The sequence below is a fragment of the Shinella sp. HZN7 genome (genome assembly GCF_001652565.1).
GTDB classification, from domain to species: Bacteria; Pseudomonadota; Alphaproteobacteria; order Rhizobiales; family Rhizobiaceae; genus Shinella; species Shinella granuli.
Map to the genome: position 1 here is coordinate 357,921 of NZ_CP015737.1, position 14,482 is coordinate 372,402.

Annotated in this window: 15 protein-coding genes; 12 read left to right on the top strand and 3 right to left on the bottom strand. The window is 67.8% G+C overall.

The annotated features are described in order from the left end of the window. The first annotated feature begins 65 nt into the window (after nt 1-65). The 5 genes from shn_RS24025 (at nt 66) to shn_RS24045 (ending at nt 5,511) form a co-directional block, all read left to right on the top strand. Nucleotides 66-1,418 carry an LLM class flavin-dependent oxidoreductase gene (locus shn_RS24025; protein WP_064333033.1) on the top strand — a complete coding sequence of 451 codons (1,353 nt, stop codon included), beginning with the start codon at nt 66-68 and terminating at the stop codon, nt 1,416-1,418. A 9-nt stretch (nt 1,419-1,427) separates the two neighbouring features. Further along, the gene (locus shn_RS24030; protein WP_064333034.1) at nt 1,428-2,279 is read left to right on the top strand and encodes an ABC transporter permease; all 852 of its coding nucleotides are present in this window, start codon (nt 1,428-1,430) and stop codon (nt 2,277-2,279) included. A gap of 32 nt (nt 2,280-2,311) precedes the next feature. Then, entirely contained in the window at nt 2,312-3,286 is a 975-nt protein-coding gene (locus shn_RS24035; RefSeq protein ID WP_064333035.1) for an ABC transporter substrate-binding protein, read from the top strand. An 8-nt stretch (nt 3,287-3,294) separates the two neighbouring features. Next, nucleotides 3,295-4,065 (top strand): ABC transporter ATP-binding protein, encoded by a 771-nt coding sequence (locus shn_RS24040; RefSeq protein ID WP_064333036.1) that lies wholly within the window; start codon nt 3,295-3,297, stop codon nt 4,063-4,065. Between the two features lie 129 nt (nt 4,066-4,194). Further along, nucleotides 4,195-5,511, top strand: coding sequence for a replication-associated recombination protein A (locus tag shn_RS24045; protein ID WP_064333037.1), 1,317 nt, complete (start codon nt 4,195-4,197; stop codon nt 5,509-5,511). A gap of 3 nt (nt 5,512-5,514) precedes the next feature. Here shn_RS24045 and shn_RS24050 read toward each other — a convergent pair whose 3' ends face one another. Continuing rightward, nucleotides 5,515-6,111, bottom strand: coding sequence for a CDP-alcohol phosphatidyltransferase family protein (locus shn_RS24050; protein WP_064333038.1), 597 nt, complete (start codon nt 6,109-6,111; stop codon nt 5,515-5,517). 119 nt (nt 6,112-6,230) lie between these two features. Between shn_RS24050 and shn_RS24055 the strand changes: the two genes are divergently transcribed. The 7 genes from shn_RS24055 to shn_RS24080 are packed head-to-tail and all read left to right on the top strand — an operon-like array spanning nt 6,231 to nt 11,858. Continuing rightward, nucleotides 6,231-7,967 (top strand): bifunctional alpha/beta hydrolase/class I SAM-dependent methyltransferase, encoded by a 1,737-nt coding sequence (locus tag shn_RS24055; RefSeq protein ID WP_064333039.1) that lies wholly within the window; start codon nt 6,231-6,233, stop codon nt 7,965-7,967. A 7-nt stretch (nt 7,968-7,974) separates the two neighbouring features. Next, nucleotides 7,975-9,309 carry a phosphatase PAP2/dual specificity phosphatase family protein gene (locus shn_RS24060; RefSeq protein WP_064333040.1) on the top strand — a complete coding sequence of 445 codons (1,335 nt, stop codon included), beginning with the start codon at nt 7,975-7,977 and terminating at the stop codon, nt 9,307-9,309. After that, entirely contained in the window at nt 9,306-9,743 is a 438-nt protein-coding gene (locus tag shn_RS24065) for a hypothetical protein (protein WP_064333041.1), read from the top strand. Before shn_RS24060 ends, shn_RS24065 begins: the two co-directional genes overlap by 4 nt. Then, nucleotides 9,740-10,393 carry a lysophospholipid acyltransferase family protein gene (locus tag shn_RS24070; protein ID WP_064333042.1) on the top strand — a complete coding sequence of 218 codons (654 nt, stop codon included), beginning with the start codon at nt 9,740-9,742 and terminating at the stop codon, nt 10,391-10,393. The genes shn_RS24065 and shn_RS24070 overlap by 4 nt, the downstream gene beginning before the upstream one ends. After that, nucleotides 10,393-11,322: a phosphatidate cytidylyltransferase gene (locus shn_RS24075; protein ID WP_064333043.1), complete on the top strand. Its 930-nt coding sequence runs from the start codon at nt 10,393-10,395 to the stop codon at nt 11,320-11,322. The genes shn_RS24070 and shn_RS24075 overlap by 1 nt, the downstream gene beginning before the upstream one ends. Nucleotides 11,323-11,371: 49 nt before the next feature. After that, on the top strand, nt 11,372-11,497 hold the full coding sequence (locus tag shn_RS37470; protein WP_256388522.1) for a hypothetical protein: 126 nt from the start codon (nt 11,372-11,374) through the stop codon (nt 11,495-11,497). A 22-nt stretch (nt 11,498-11,519) separates the two neighbouring features. After that, entirely contained in the window at nt 11,520-11,858 is a 339-nt protein-coding gene (locus shn_RS24080) for a RidA family protein (RefSeq protein WP_064333044.1), read from the top strand. 54 nt (nt 11,859-11,912) lie between these two features. Here the strand turns inward: shn_RS24080 and shn_RS24085 are convergent, their stop codons facing one another. Together shn_RS24085 and shn_RS24090 are read right to left on the bottom strand one after the other, a co-directional pair. Then, the gene (locus tag shn_RS24085; protein WP_064333045.1) at nt 11,913-13,229 is read right to left on the bottom strand and encodes an aspartate aminotransferase family protein; all 1,317 of its coding nucleotides are present in this window, start codon (nt 13,227-13,229) and stop codon (nt 11,913-11,915) included. Nucleotides 13,230-13,231: 2 nt separating this feature from the next. Further along, the gene (locus shn_RS24090) at nt 13,232-14,281 is read right to left on the bottom strand and encodes a phosphotransferase enzyme family protein (RefSeq protein WP_064333283.1); all 1,050 of its coding nucleotides are present in this window, start codon (nt 14,279-14,281) and stop codon (nt 13,232-13,234) included. Between the last annotated feature and the right edge of the window lie 201 nt (nt 14,282-14,482).

Here is a 14,482-nt window from a genome sequence, read left to right on the forward strand (position 1 = left end):
CCGCGGGCGGGATCGAGACCCCGTGGCCGACGCGGCCCTTTCCAGATGCGATGAAAGGAAACACGATGACACGCAAGATCAGGCTTGGCGCATTCCTTCCCGGCGGCGGCCAGCACGTCGCTTCCTGGCGCCACCCGGACCAGCCGGCGGACGGCGCCACCAGCTTCGAGTTCCACAAGCAGCTCGCCCAGACCGCCGAACGCGGCCTGTTCGACGCCTATTTCCTGGCGGATAACCTTGCCATCGGCTTCGGTGGGGCGCGGGAAGGGGGCAATGCCCGCGTTGCCGGTTTCGAGCCGGTGACGCTGTTTTCTGCGCTCGCACCCTTCACCAAGAATCTCGGTTTCATCGCCACCGCCTCGACGACCTACGAGGAGCCCTATAACACGGCGCGCAAGTTCGCTTCGCTCGACCTCATTTCCGGCGGCCGTGCCGGCTGGAACGTCGTCACCACGACGGGCGATCCGACCGCGCAGAACTTCAACCGCGAGACCCAACTGCCCCACGCCGCGCGCTACCGCCGTGCCGCCGAGCATGTCGAGGTGGTCAAGAAGCTCTGGGACAGTTTCGAAGACGACGCCTTCCTGCGCGACAAGGAGCGCGGCGTCTTCTACGATCCGGAAAAGCTGCATGAGAGTGACCACCGCGGCGAGCATTTCCAGGTGCGCGGACCGCTCAACGTCTCCCGCTCGCCGCAGGGCCATCCGGTCATCGTGCAGGCCGGCCAGTCGGATGACGGCCGCGGGCTTGCCGCCGCCACGGCGGAAGTGATCTTCACCGCCCACCAGCATATCGGGACGGCGCAGGAGTTCTACCGTGACATCAAGGCGCGCGCCCGCGGCCTCGGCCGCAATCCGGACCATATCCTCGTCATGCCCGGCGTCTCGCCCTTCGTCGGCCGCACGCTGGAGGAGGCGCGTGAGAAATACGACCGCCTGACCGCGCTGATCGTCGAAGAGGACGGCATCGGTCTCCTCAACGGGCTCACCGGAGGCACGCTGGACCTCAGGGGCTACGACCTCGACGGCCCGCTGCCGCCCGCCCCGCCGACCGAGGGTATGAAGAGCCGCCAGGCGCTGATCCGCCAGATCGCCGACGAGAACAACTTCACCATCCGCCAGCTCTACCAGTGGATCGCCTCCGCCCGCGGCCACTACACAATCGTCGGCACGCCCGAGACGATCGTCGACACGCTGCAGGAATGGTTCGAGAACGAGGCGGCCGACGGCTTCAACATCCTGCCGCCGTGGCTGCCCACCGCGCTCGACGATTTCGTCGACCTGGTCATTCCCGAGCTCCAGCGCCGCGGCCTGTTCCGCACCGCCTACGAGGGCACGACGCTGCGTGAAAACCTCGGCCTGCCGTTTCCCGTCAACCGCTGGGCCGGCGCACGCGCCGCCGTCCAGGCCGCCGAATAGGAGACGACCATGTCCTATGAGAACGTCAACTCTACCCTCGGCGCGGATTTTCGCCTGGCCAGCCGGCCACCGGCGGCGCCAAGGGTGACGTCGCGGCTGAATGCGCTTTTGCCATCGTTCCTCGCCCGCTATGGCCTGGTTCTGGCCTTCCTGGCGCTCTGGCAGATTTCGAGCACGCAGGGCTGGGTCAACCCTGCCGTCTTCCCGCCGCTCCACACCATCGTCGTGGCCCTCTGGGACAGCCTTGCCAGCGGCGCGCTGCTCGATGACATCGCCATCAGCCTCCAGCGCTCCGGCATCGCCTTTGCCGCCGCCGTCGCGATCGGCATCCCGCTCGGCCTCGTCATGGGACAGGCCAAGATCGTCGAGCAGGCGCTCGACCCGCTGCTGCAGTTCTTCCGCCAGACCTCGGCGCTCGCGCTCTATCCCGTCTTTATCCTGCTGCTCGGGCTCGGCGAAACCTCGAAGGTCTTCGTCATCTTCTGGGCGACGCTCTTCCCGATCCTGCTCGCCACGATCGGCGGCGTGAAGGAGGTTGACGGCAAGCTTGTCGAGATGGCGCGGACCTATGGCGCAGGGCGGCTGACGATCTTCCGCCGCGTCATCCTGCCGGCCTCGGTTCCCGCGATCTTCGTCGGCCTGCGCCTCTCGGCCACCACGGCGCTGCTGCTCCTCATCGCCGCCGAGATGATCGGCGCCAACAAGGGCATCGGCTTCCAGGTGATGAACGCCCAGTACAATTTCCAGATCCCGCTGATGTTCGCCGCCATCCTGCTTCTCGCCCTGCTCGGCCTCATCGCCAATGCGGTGCTGGTCCTCCTCCAGAAGAAACTCTGCCGCTGGTCGCAGCCCAACGCCTGAATTCCTCATTCTCTTTGTCAAAGGACACCGTCATGACCTTCCATTCGAAGAAGCTTCTCCTCTCCGCCGCCTTCGTGCTCGGCCTTGCCGGCGCGGCTTCCGCGGAAGACGTCAACCTGCGTTACCTCGCCAGCCAGGGCGGCCTGACCGCCCATGAGCTTGCCGCCGAACTCGGCTATTTCGAGGGAACCGGCATCACGCTGGAAAATGTCGGTTACGCGGCCGGCGGCCCGGCCTCGCTGATCGCGCTCGCCTCCGGCGACGTGGAGCTCGGCAGCGCGGCCACCTCCGCCGTGCTGAACTCGATCATCAGCGGCAACGACTTCGTCGCCGCCTATCCCTCGAACGGCATCAATGCCGAGGTCCAGTCGATCTTCTACGTGCTGGAGGACAGCCCGATCAAGGAGATCAAGGACATTGCCGGCAAGAGCATCGCCGTCAACACGCTCGGCGCCCATCTCGACTACACGATCCGCGAGGCGCTGCATTCGGCCGGCCTGCCGACGGATGCGGCCAACCAGGTCGTCGTGCCCGGCCCGCAGCTCGAGCAGGTTCTGCGCTCCGGCCAGGTCGACATCTCGGCCTTCGGCTACTGGCAGACGACCTTCGAGGGCGCGGCCAGCAAGAACGGCGGCCTGCGCGCGATCTTCGGCGATACGGACGTGCTCGGCGAGATCGCCGGCGGCTTCGTGGTGCTGCGCCGCGATTTCGTCAAGGCGCATCCCGAGGCGGCGAAGACCTTCGTGGAACAGTCCGCCCGCGCGCTCGACTATGCCCGCGAACATCCCGAGGAAACCCGCAAGATCCTGGCAAAGGCCTTGCAGGAGCGCGGCGAGAACCCTGACATCGCACAGTATTTCCGTGGTTACGGCGTTCGTGCCGGCGGTCTCCCGGTCGAGCGCGACGTGCAGTTCTGGATCGACGTGCTGGTGCGCGAAGGCAAGCTGAAGGAAGGCCAGCTCGCGGCCAAGGACGTGCTCTATTCGCCCGACGCGGCGACGAACTGAGGCCCACAATGAGCCTTGCCCCCGCGACGATCCGTGGAGAGGTGACGATCCGTCACCTCTCGAAATCCTACACCCTCGATGGCCGGCCGCTGCCGGTTCTCGACAACATCAACCTGAAGATCCGCTCGGGCGAGAGCCTCGCCATCGTCGGCGCCAGCGGCTCCGGCAAGACGACGCTGCTGCGCATCCTCGCCGGGCTGGAGGATGCCGACGGCGGCGAGGTGCTGATCGACGGCAAGGCCGTCTCGGGCGTCGGCGCGGAACGGGCGGTCATCTTCCAGGAGCCGCGCCTGCTGCCCTGGCTGACGGTGCTCGAAAACGTCGCCTTCGGCCTCGATACGCGCGGTGTTTCCCGCGAGGAGGCGAAAGCCCGCGCGCGGCGCTATGTCCAGCTCGTCGGCCTGCAATCCTTCGAGAACGCCTATCCGCGCCAGCTTTCCGGAGGCATGGCGCAGCGTGTCGGCATTGCCCGGGCGCTTGCCGTCCAGCCGGAGATCCTGCTGCTCGACGAACCGCTCGGCGCGCTCGACGCCATGACGAAGATCGGCATGCAGCAGGAGCTGACGCGCATCTGGCGCGACGAGGACGTGACGACCATCCTCGTGACGCACGACCTGGAGGAGGCGATCTACCTTGCCGACCGCATCCTCATCCTGCCGCGCGAGAAGAACGCCGCGCCCCGGCTGATCGAGATCGACCTGCCGCGCCCGCGCGACCGCAGCGCGCCGGAATTCGTGCGCCATCGCGAGGAACTGCTGACCCTCTTCGGCCTGCACTGACCGCGATCGTGCACGATTGCCTTTGACCCCGCCTGCTCCGGCCGATAGACGAACGTCATCCGGCCGGGCAGGCGGGCTTTTGCGTCAGGCCGCCGGGTTGGACAGGACCGTTCAAGACCGGAGGATGCCATGACCGATCTTTTCGACGCCGCGCCGCGCCCCGGCGCCATGCCGCTCGCCGCGGAGCTGCGCCCGGCGAGCCTGGACGACGTGATCGGCCAGGAGAAGATCATCGGCGAGGGCACCATGCTGCGCCGGCGCATCGCGGCCGGACGGCTCGGCAGCATCGTGCTCTACGGCCCGCCCGGCCTCGGCAAGACGTCGATCGCGCGCGCCATCGGCAACATGCTCGGCAAGAACTTTCGCCCGCTGCACGCCGCGCACAACAACGTGGCCGACATCCGCAAGATCGCCGACGAGGCGCGCATGCGGCCGACCCTGCTCTTCGCGGACGAGGTGCATCGCTTCAGCGCGACGCAGCAGGACCATCTCCTTGCGCTCTGCGAGGAGGGCGTCGCCGACTTCATCGGCGCAACGACCGGCAATCCCTACCACACGCTGACGCCCGCGCTCATCTCCCGTTCGACCATCCTGAAGCTGGAGCCGCTGACGCTGGAAGAGATGGAGGAGGTGGTGCGGCGGGGGCTTCGCCATCTGGCGGCGCGGGGCATCGCGGTGGAACTGGAGCCCGCCCAGTTGCGCCGCATCGCGGGCCGCTCCGGCGGCGACGCGCGGCGGGCGCTGACGGTTCTCGAAAGCCTTGCCGTCGGGCACGCGCCGGGAAAACCCGTCATCATCACCGAGGCGATGGTCGAGGAGGCCTATGCAGCCGCGCCCGTCAACCACGACCGGTCGGGCGATGCGCATTACGACGTGGTCTCGGCCTTCGTGAAATCGATGCGCGGCTCCGATCCCGATGCGACGCTCTACTGGCTTGCCCGGCTGATCCATGGCGGCGAGGACCCGCGCTACATCGCGCGCCGCATCATGATCCATGCCTCCGAGGATGTCGGCCTTGCCGACAACACGGCGCTGCAGACGGCGGTGGCCGCGCTGCATGCGGTGGAGAAGATCGGCTATCCCGAGGCGCAGATCATCCTTGCCCATGCCGCCCTGCACGTCGCCCGGGCGCCGAAGTCGAACTCCGCCTGCCGCGGCATTTCGCTGGCGCTCGCCCATGTGGCGAATGAGGCGCCGTCGGCGGTGCCGATGCATCTGCGCGATGCGCATTACAAGGGCGCGGCGGCGCTCGGCCATGTCGGCTATGCCTTCCCGCATGACGACGGGCGGGGCTGGAGCGAGCAGGTCTACGCGCCGGACGTGCCGCGCGGCGCCTTCTACCAGAGCGACGCCCGAGAGGCGGGGACCTTCGAGCGGCGGGCCGACGAGCACTGGGACCAGGTCACCGGCCGGCCGACGCCGCGCCGCTTCGGCGAGAAGCGCTGACGGCTACGGCCCGGCAAGGCCCGCCCGCACCCGGTTGGCGACCGTCCAGGCGAGCAGCACGCAGGCGATCGGCTGGATATGCCATGTCCAGGCCGGCAGCGCGCCGAAACCGGCGACGAGGGCGCCGAGCGCGCCGAAGAGGAGGGCCCGGTCGCTCTTGCCCATCGGCCCCTCGTAGCTGCGGCCGTTGCCATGGGCGACGCCGAGCACGCCGGCGAACTCCGTCAGCGCCGCGAGGAAGACGATGGCGGTGAACCACGGCAGGGAAAAGGGCGCCACCAGCGCGAAGGGCAGGTAGAGCGCGGCATCGGAGACGACATCGGTGATCTCGTTGAGATAGCCGCCAAGCGGGCTCTTCTGGCCGTGTTCGCGGGCGAGCATGCCGTCGATGGCGTTGAGCCCCATGCGCAGCAGCATCCAGACAGGCACGAGCGCGAAGAGGGCGGGCGCCGGATTGACGAGGAGCAGCGCGCCGATCCCCACCGAGACGAGCGCGGCGATCAGCGTCACCTGGTTGGCCGTGACGCCCATGGCCGCCAGCCGTCCCACCAGGGGGCGAAGCAGGTTCTGGAAGGACGATTTCAGTTTATAGATCGACATGTCAGCTCGAATCCGCTCGATTGCGTGCAACAAAAGAGGATGCAATCGACATGAAATCAACTGCAAACATGCGTCCTCATCCGTATAGGTGCTGAGGTTTCCGCAGGAGAGATGACAGCATGATCGAATCCGCCTTTGCGAGCCATGACGGCGTGGAGCTTTTCTACCGTGCCTGGCCCGCCCGGTCCGGCGCGGCGAAAGGCGCGGTCGTTCTGCTGCACCGAGGCCATGAGCACAGCGGCCGGGTGGCGCATATCGCCGAGGAACTCGGGCTCGACGACTTCGCCTTCTACGCCTGGGATGCGCGCGGCCATGGCCGGTCGCCCGGCGAGCGCGGCCATTCGCCGTCCTTCGCCCATTCGGTGCGCGATCTCGACTGCTTCGTCCGCCATATAAGCGAGACCGGCGGCTTTTCCATGGACCAGGTCGCCGTCGTCGCCCAGAGCGTCGGCGCCGTGCTGGCCTCCACCTGGGTGCATGACTATGCGCCGGATATCCGTGCGCTGGTGCTGGCCTCGCCCGCCTTCGACGTGAAGCTCTACGTGCCCTTCGCCAGGGAGGGCATTGCGCTCTGGCAGAAGCTCAAGGGCACGTTCTTCGTCAATTCCTACGTCAAGGCCCGTTTCCTGACGCATGATCCGGAGCGCATCGCCTCCTTCGAGGCCGATCCGCTGATCACCCGCCCCATCGTCTCCAACATCCTCCTGGAACTCTACGAGGCGGCGGACCGGGTGGTCGCCGATGCACGCGCCATCACGGTGCCGACGCAGCTTCTTGTCTCCGGCAGCGATTTCGTCGTGCGCCATGCGCCGCAGCACCGCTTCTTCGAAAATCTCGGCAGCACGATCAAGGAGCGCCATGTGCTGCCCGGCTTCTACCATGACACGCTCGGCGAGCGGGACCGGGCGAAGGCGCTCGAAAAGGTGCGGAGCTTCCTCCTTGAGCGTTTCGCCGAGCCGCCCGTCGTGGCGGACCTGCGGCGCGCGCATCTTTCCGGCCATACCCGCGACGAGGCCGACCGGCTGGCGACGCCGCTGTCGCTGCTCTCCCCGCGCGGGCTCTACTGGGCGCTGACGCGCGCCTCGATCCGCCTCGGCGGCCTCTTCTCCGGGGGCATCGAGACGGGTTTGCGCACCGGCTTCGATTCCGGCTCGACGCTCGACTATGTCTATGAGGACGAGGCCCGCGGCCTCGGCCCCGGCGGACGGCTGATCGACCGGCAGTTCCTCGACGCGATCGGCTGGCGCGGCATCCGCCAGCGCAAGGTCCATCTGGAGGAACTGATCGGCAAGGCGCTGGCACGCCTGAAGGCCGAGGGACGGCCGCTGCGCGTGCTCGACATCGCCGCCGGCCACGGGCGCTACGTGCTCGATGCGGTCGCGGCGTCCGAGGCGAAGCCGGAGAGCATCCGCCTGCAGGACTATTCGCCGATCAACGTGGAGAAGGGCACGGCGCTGATCGCCGGGCGCGGCCTCTCGGCCGTGGCGGAATTCCACCGGGCGGACGCCTTCGACACGGAGGGACTTGCCGCGATCACCCCGCGGCCGACGCTCGCCATCGTCTCCGGCCTCTACGAGCTCTTCCCGGACAATGCCCTGATCGAGGCCTCGCTGGCCGGCCTCGCGCGGGCGATGGAGCCGGGGGCGCTGCTCCTCTATACCGGCCAGCCCTGGCATCCGCAGCTCGAAATGATCGCCCGGGCGCTGACCTCGCATCGTGACGGCGAGGCCTGGATCATGCGCCGGCGCAGCCAGCAGGAGATGGACCAGCTCGTGGCGGCCGCCGGCTTCCGCAAGGTCGAGCAGCGCATCGACAAATGGGGCATCTTCACTGTCTCGCTGGCCGAGCGCATCTGAGGCGGCCATGGGGGAGGGCGTCGCATCTGTCCTTGCCGTCGATCGCCGCGCGGTTTTTCGCGCCGCGGCGCTGTGGCTCGTCTTCCTGGCGCCGTTCTTCTACCTGACCTACGGCTTTTCCAACTGGCTGGCCGCGCAGCGGGCGGACGTGGCCAATCTTGCCTTCGGCTGGGAGCGGCACATCCCCTTCCTCGCCTGGACGATCCTGCCCTACTGGTCGATCAACGCCTTCTATGCGCTCTCGCTCTTCGTCAACGAGACGCCGGCGGAGGTCGGCCGGCTGGCGCGGCGCTACCTCACGGCGCAGGTCGTCGCCGTCCTCTGCTTCATCGCCTTTCCGTTGCAGGCGATCTTCGTGCGGCCGGAGACGCAAGGGCTGCCGGGTTTCCTGTTCGACGTGCTCGGCGGCTTCGACAAGCCGTTCAACCAGGCCCCTTCGCTGCATGTCGCCCTGCTGGTGATCATCTGGGATCACTGGCGCGGGCGGCTACGGGGAACGATGCTGGCGGTCTGGCATGTCTGGTGCGTCCTGATCGGCGTCTCCGTCCTCACCACCTGGCAGCATCACGGCATCGATATCCCGACCGGCGCGCTGCTCGGCCTCTTCGCCCTCTGGCTGTTCCCGGCCGGCCGGCCGTCGCCGCTGGCAGGGTTCCGCCTGACGGTCGATCGGAAGGCGCGGCGGCTCGCCCTCTATTATGCCGCCGGTGCGCTGGTCTTCCTGTTCCTTACGGTGTGGACGACGTTCGGCTCCGGGGCGGGGTTGCTGCTGCTCTGGCCGGCGCTTGCCCTCGCCATCGTCGCGCTCGCCTATGCCGGTGTCGGGCCGGATGTGTTCCAGAAACAGGGCGATGGCCGCATCAGCCTCGCAAGCCGCTGGCTGCTGATGCCCTACAGGCTGGGGGCGCGGGTGAATGCCTGGTGGTGGACGCGGCGCCTGCCTGATGCCGTCGAGATCGCCGACGGCGTCTTCCTCGGCCGGGTGCCGACGCGGCGTGCCCTTTCGACCTATGCCGCCGTCATCGACATGACGGCGGAACTGCCGGGCCTTGCCGTTCCCGGCCTTTCCTGGCGCGCCTTCCCGACGCTCGATCTGCTGCCACTCTCCGCCGCCCGCATCCGCGACGCGGCGCTTGCCGCCGAGGAAGCGGGACGGCATGGGCCGGTCCTCGTCTGCTGCGCGCTCGGCTTCCAGCGCAGCGCGCTCGTCGCCGCCTGCGTCCTGATGCGGACGGGGCTTGCGGCCAGTGCCGCCGCGGCCGTCGCCCAGATCCGGGCGAAGGGGCGGCCGGTGTATCTTGCGCTGGAAACCTATGCCGCGATCGAGGAGGCGGCGCGATGACCGACTGGCGGACGATCGTCGCGGATGCCATCCGGCGCCTGAAGCGCAACGGCCTTGCCGGCGGGGCGGCGGCGCTGCTGATCCTCGCCGCGGCGCCGCCGACGGCCGGCGCCGATGGTTTTTCCGGGCCGCTCGCCTGGGGGCTGCTGCTCGCCTTCTGCCTCGTGCCGCTGGCGCTTTCGCTGCATCTCCTGTTCGATGCCGCGCTCTTCCGGCTCGCGGCCTCCCATGACGGGGAAGCGGCGGGGCTTGCGGCCATCGATGACGTTCTGGCGCGCATGGGACTTCGCGCCATGGGCGCCGTTTCGGCAACGCTGCCGGAACGCCTCCGGGGATGCCGGCGGCTGCTCTGGCTGCAGCGGATCGCATTGGCGGTCGCCGTCGTGCTCTACCTCATCCTGCTCCTCGACGGGATGGAGGGAGGCGGGGCATGAGCGCGAACGGCGCATCCTTGTTGCAGACGGTATCCGGCGCAGTGCTCGCCGGCCTTTCGCGCGCCGTCACCGGCGTGCGGCCGATCTGGGCCGGCTCGGCGCCCTACGGCCGGCAACGCATCTATTTCGCCAACCATGCGAGCCATGGCGATTTCATCCTGGTTTCCACCTGCCTGCCCTTCGCCGAACGCCGCCGCACGGCCGCCGTCGCGGGGGCGGACTACTGGAATGCCGGCCCGATTCGCCGCTTCATTTCCGGCAGGATGCTGCACACGGTGCTCGTCGAGCGCAACTGGGTGGAGCGCACCGCCGATCCGATGCAGGTGATGCTGGCCGCGCTCGATGCAGGCCAGTCCCTGATCTTCTTTCCCGAGGGCACGCGCAACATGACGGAGGAGCCGCTCCTGCGCTTCCGCTCCGGCCTCTACAATCTCGCGGCGCTTCGCCCGGATGTCGAGCTGGTGCCCTGCTGGATCGAGAACATGTCGCGCGTCCTGCCGAAGGGGGCTCTCTTGCCGGTCCCGCTGCTCTGCCGCGTCGTCTTCGGCGCCCCGCTGGTGCTGGAGGAAGGGGAGGAGCGAAAAGCCTTCCTCGAGCGCGCCCGCGCGGCGCTTCTCGCCCTTGCGCCCCGAAAGGATGGAACCCGCTGATGAGCGACGACACGCGTCTTTTCCTCGGCCTCGCCTCGGTGCTCGTCATCGCGAGCCTCGTTGCCGGCGTGATCTCCTGGCGCAGCGAGAAACCGCTGCCGGCAACGCTCGAAAACCTGAATGCCCGCATCAAGGCCTGGTGGATCATGGTGGCGGGCATCAGCCTCGCCTTCCTGTTCGGCGCGGGCGGCGTGATCCTGCTCTTCGCCTTCGTTTCCTTCGCGGCGCTGCGCGAATACGTCACCCTCACCAACACGCGCCATGCCGACCGCTGGACGCTGCTCGGCATGTTCCTGATCATCGTTCCGGCGCAGTACTACCTGATCTGGATCGACTGGTACGGGCTCTATTCGATCTTCATCCCCGTCTACTGTTTCCTCGCCATGCCGGCGCTGACGGCCATGCGCGGCGACACGTCCCGCTTCCTCGAACGGGTCAGCGAGCAGCAGTGGGGCATCATGTTGTCGGTCTATTGCATCAGCCATGTGCCGGCGCTGGTGACGCTGCCCATTCCCGGCAACGAGGGGCGGGGCCTGCTGCTCATCGCCTTCCTCATCGCCACCGTGCAGGGCAGCGACGTGCTGCAGTACATTTTCGGAAAGCTCTTCGGCAGGCACAAGGTCGCGCCGAGCATCTCGCCGTCGAAGACCTGGGAGGGGCTGATCGGCGGCATTGCCAGCGCCTCGCTGCTCGGTGCCGGGCTCTACTGGCTGACGCCGTTCTCGCCGCTCGAAGCCGGCGCGCTTGCGGCGCTCGCCTGCATCATGGGCTTCTTCGGCGGTCTCGTCGCCTCCGCCATCAAGCGCGACCGCGGGGTGAAGGACTGGGGCCACATGATCGAGGGCCATGGCGGCATGCTCGACCGCGCCGACAGCCTCGTCTTCGCCGCCCCCGTCTTCTTTCACATCGTGCGTTATGCCTGGACGTAGTGTCTGGCCGCTGGTGGCAGGGCGGCGCGAGCCTTTGCTAGCTCTGGAAATGGCGAGGCTCAGCGGCAAGTTGCGCTCGCCCGGCGTTTCGGGCATTGATGCCGCGCTGCCATCGCCGATCGGCGCGGAATGCGCCGGCTTCATCCCGTTGGCTTTCGGCAAAACCAATCTGTGATCAACACCATGGGAGATTTTTCATGATCCAGCGTATCAAGCCCGGCAAGCGCTTCTGCCAGGCCGTCGTCGTCAACGGCGTCGTCACCACGGCCGGCGTCACCGGCAGCGGTGCCGACACGGTCGCCCAGACCCGCGACATCCTGGCCACGATCGACAGCCTTCTGGCCGAGGCCGGCACTTCCAAGGCCAAGCTGATCAGCGCCAACATCTGGCTGCGCGACATCGCCCATTTCGCCCAGATGAACGACGTCTGGGACCAGTGGGTCGATCCGGACAACCTGCCGGTCCGCGCAACGGTCGAGGCCCGCCTCGCCGCGCCGGAACTGCTGGTCGAAATCCAGGTCACCGCGCTCGTCTGAGCCTTGTGACGAAAAGTGAAAGCCGGGGCTGCCGACGCAGTCCCGGCTTTTTCGTTACAGCGTCTTCAGGGTGTCGCCCAGAGCGTCCACCAGCATGTCGGCATTCTCGCGGGAGAAGACAAGGGGCGGACGGATTTTCAGGATGTTGGCGTTGGGGCCGGAGGCACTGATCAGGACGCGGCGCTCGCGCAGGCCGTTGACGATGCGGGTTGTCAGGGCGGCGTCGGGCTGTTTCGTCGCGGGGTCGGCGACGATCTCGACGCCGATGAAGAGGCCGGAGCCGCGGATGTCGCCGAGGGCCGGGTGGAGGCGGGCGAGGCCTTTCAGACCGTCCATCAGGTACTGGCCGACCTCCAGGGCGTTCTGCTGCAGGCCTTCCGTCCGGATCGTGTCGAGCACGGCCTTGCCGGCGGCGGCGGCGACCGGGTTGCCGCCGAAGGTGTTGAAGTAGCGGGCGCGGGGGCCGAACTCGGCGACCACGTCCGGGCGCAGCACGATGCCGGCCATCGGGTAGCCGTTGCCCATCGGCTTGCCGATCGTCACCATGTCGGGGGAGACGCCGTGGCGCTCGAAGCCCCACATGGCCTCGCCGGTGCGGCCGAAGCCGGGCTGCACCTCGTCGGCGACGAAGAGGCCGCCTGCGGCATGGATCGCATCCACCGCCGGCTTCAGGAAGCCTTTCGGACCGGCGAAGATACCGTCGCTGGAAAAGATCGTGTCGGTGATCAGCATGGCCGGCTTGATGCCGTGGCGCTTCAGGTCGGCGATGGCGGCGCTGACGTCGCGGCCGAATTTCTCCATCATCTCTTCCGGCGAATGGCGGTAGCTGTCCGGCGCCGGCACGGTGCGCACATGGGCTCCGAGCGTCACGGCCTCGCCGAGCGAGGGCGAGAATTCGGCGACCGCGCTCGTCAGGCCGTGATAGGCGAGTTCCGTCGCGATGATGCCGGTGCCGCCGGTGACGAAGCGGGCGATGCGCACGGCAAGGTCGTTCGCCTCGCTGCCCGTACAGGTGAACATGGCCTGGCTGAGGTCGCCGGGGAAGGTGGCGGTCAGCGCCTCGGCATAGTCGACGATGCCTTCGTGCAGGTAGCGCGTATGGGTGTTGAGCACGGCGGTCTGGCGGGTGATCGCCTCCACGACGCGTGGATGGCAATGGCCGACCGAGGCGACGTTGTTATAGGCGTCGAGGTATCTTTCGCCCGCAGCGTCATAGAGGAAGACGCCTTCGCCGCGCACGAGGTGCAGCGGCTTTTCGTAGAAGAGGCGATAGGCGGGGCCGAGCACCTTTTCCCGGCGGGCGATCAGCGCCCGTTCGGCCTCGCTGAGCCGTTCGAAATCCTCGCGCGAAAATGCATTCACCATCGACATGATCAGGCCTCGGAAAAGTTGGGCACGAGCCTCTTCAGCCCGGCGGGGGTGAGATCGCCTATGTTCTGCAGGCCGCGCCAGGCGGTGGCGTGGTTGCGCATGATGTAGTCCCGGTTTTCCGGGAAGCGGGCGGAGCGCCATTCGGCGATGATGACCGACATGGCCAGCCGGCTGCGCGTCAGGAGCGGCAGCAGCTCGATCTCGCCGGGCTCCAGCGCGCGCGCCGACAGGAAGCCGGCGAGGAAGGCGCCGGTGCGCGCCGCCCAGTTGTCCGTCGCCAGGTGATAGGAGAGGGCGACGGCGATGTCGTTGACCAAAGGCGCATGCACCATGTCGCCGAAATCGATGATGCCCACCACCCGTGTCGGCTCCGCCGGATCGAGCAGGATGTTGTGCGGGTTGAAGTCGTTGTGGATGATCTGCCGCCGCGTGAGGCCGGTGATGGCGGGAAGGGCGCGCTCGAATTCGGCAAGCACGGTTTCCACCTGCGCCCGCCGTTCGGGCGCGACATGGTCGACGACCGCGCAAAGATCGAGCGTGTGGGAAATGTCCCACATCAGCTTTCCGGCCGGCGGGCGGCCGTCGTAGTTCGCGAGGCCGAGACCGAGTTCGGCGAGCGCGCGGCCGACATTGCGGCTCTGCGCCTCGGAGACGGGCGTGCGGTACTGCAACTCGCCGTCGAGGAAGGTGAGGAGGCGCATGATGCGCGGGCCGTCGGCGGTGGCAAACGTATGGCTCGGCTCGCCCACCTTCGTGGGGACGAGCCGCGGCACGGGCACGGCCGGGGCGGCGGCGGCAAGGTGCAGCAGCGCACCGTCCTGGAATTCCAGCGCCGCGGGGTCCTCCGCCGGGTTGGCGATCTTCAGGACGAAGTCCGTGCCGTCCGCCCTTGTGAAGAGGAACGTCTCGTCCCGTTCGCTGGAAAGCCGTTTCACCGCGCCGGAGAGCCCATAGACCGCGGCGACGGCGGCCTCGGCATCGGGAAGTGCCGTCGCGTTCCAGGTCGCCGACATCGAATCCGTCTTCTTGGTTGCCGGCGCTGGCTGCGTCATGCTTGCTCCCTGGAGCATTTCCGCCTTTCTTCGAATCGCGAAAATGCTCTGTTTGTTCTACGCAACTCCAGACGCAAAACCGCTTCGCACTTTTGCTGGAATTGCTCCGGGCGCGGTTTCCCGCTGGTTTTGCCGCTCCTTCCGCGTCGCCTGCCGATGGTCGCGCCGGTGACATTGCCCCCGTACGGCGTTTGGCGGATG

What these genes read in the sequence shown, in the direction of transcription:
- shn_RS24025 (WP_064333033.1), top strand. Translation starts at nt 66, where the DNA reads ATGACACGCAAGATCAGGCTTGGCGCATTCCTTCCCGGCGGCGGCCAG.
- shn_RS24030 (WP_064333034.1), top strand. Translation starts at nt 1,428, where the DNA reads ATGTCCTATGAGAACGTCAACTCTACCCTCGGCGCGGATTTTCGCCTG.
- shn_RS24035 (WP_064333035.1), top strand. Translation starts at nt 2,312, where the DNA reads ATGACCTTCCATTCGAAGAAGCTTCTCCTCTCCGCCGCCTTCGTGCTC.
- shn_RS24040 (WP_064333036.1), top strand. Translation starts at nt 3,295, where the DNA reads ATGAGCCTTGCCCCCGCGACGATCCGTGGAGAGGTGACGATCCGTCAC.
- shn_RS24045 (WP_064333037.1), top strand. Translation starts at nt 4,195, where the DNA reads ATGACCGATCTTTTCGACGCCGCGCCGCGCCCCGGCGCCATGCCGCTC.
- shn_RS24050 (WP_064333038.1), bottom strand. Translation starts at nt 6,111, where the DNA reads ATGTCGATCTATAAACTGAAATCGTCCTTCCAGAACCTGCTTCGCCCC.
- shn_RS24055 (WP_064333039.1), top strand. Translation starts at nt 6,231, where the DNA reads ATGATCGAATCCGCCTTTGCGAGCCATGACGGCGTGGAGCTTTTCTAC.
- shn_RS24060 (WP_064333040.1), top strand. Translation starts at nt 7,975, where the DNA reads ATGGGGGAGGGCGTCGCATCTGTCCTTGCCGTCGATCGCCGCGCGGTT.
- shn_RS24065 (WP_064333041.1), top strand. Translation starts at nt 9,306, where the DNA reads ATGACCGACTGGCGGACGATCGTCGCGGATGCCATCCGGCGCCTGAAG.
- shn_RS24070 (WP_064333042.1), top strand. Translation starts at nt 9,740, where the DNA reads ATGAGCGCGAACGGCGCATCCTTGTTGCAGACGGTATCCGGCGCAGTG.
- shn_RS24075 (WP_064333043.1), top strand. Translation starts at nt 10,393, where the DNA reads ATGAGCGACGACACGCGTCTTTTCCTCGGCCTCGCCTCGGTGCTCGTC.
- shn_RS37470 (WP_256388522.1), top strand. Translation starts at nt 11,372, where the DNA reads ATGGCGAGGCTCAGCGGCAAGTTGCGCTCGCCCGGCGTTTCGGGCATT.
- shn_RS24080 (WP_064333044.1), top strand. Translation starts at nt 11,520, where the DNA reads ATGATCCAGCGTATCAAGCCCGGCAAGCGCTTCTGCCAGGCCGTCGTC.
- shn_RS24085 (WP_064333045.1), bottom strand. Translation starts at nt 13,229, where the DNA reads ATGTCGATGGTGAATGCATTTTCGCGCGAGGATTTCGAACGGCTCAGC.
- shn_RS24090 (WP_064333283.1), bottom strand. Translation starts at nt 14,281, where the DNA reads ATGACGCAGCCAGCGCCGGCAACCAAGAAGACGGATTCGATGTCGGCG.